This is a genomic window from Bradyrhizobium sp. Kon56 (assembly GCF_055807635.1).
Genome location: NZ_JBVVOU010000568.1, coordinates 1 through 246, shown reverse-complemented (window position 1 = coordinate 246; position 246 = coordinate 1). Strand labels below are relative to the sequence as shown.

The 246-nt window shown below is 57.7% G+C and carries 1 protein-coding gene; it reads right to left on the bottom strand.

Annotated features, from left to right (window positions below; all coding sequences use genetic code 11):
* A partial coding sequence (locus AC0L3B_RS40075) for a hypothetical protein (protein WP_473383522.1) occupies positions 1-189 on the bottom strand: 189 nt, incomplete at its 3' end.
* Positions 190-246: the final 57 nt, after the last annotated feature.

Genomic DNA, 246 nt, shown 5'->3' with positions numbered 1-246 from the left:
ATCTATCAGCAAGACTGAAGTGCGCGAAGGTGGCCCCTCGTTTCCCGCCCTGTCAGACAAAAAATAGCGGGCGTTGTATTCGGCATTGCCGTGGCTGCGCAGTACGTCACCGGTAAGGACGAGTTCGATGGGAGCTCCATCCACATGAGCTTGGGTGATCGTGGTACGGGCGACCGCATCCGCAAGCACACGTCGCTTACCTTTGGCCCTACTCAGAGGCAAAAGCACCAAGTCGCACACCACCTC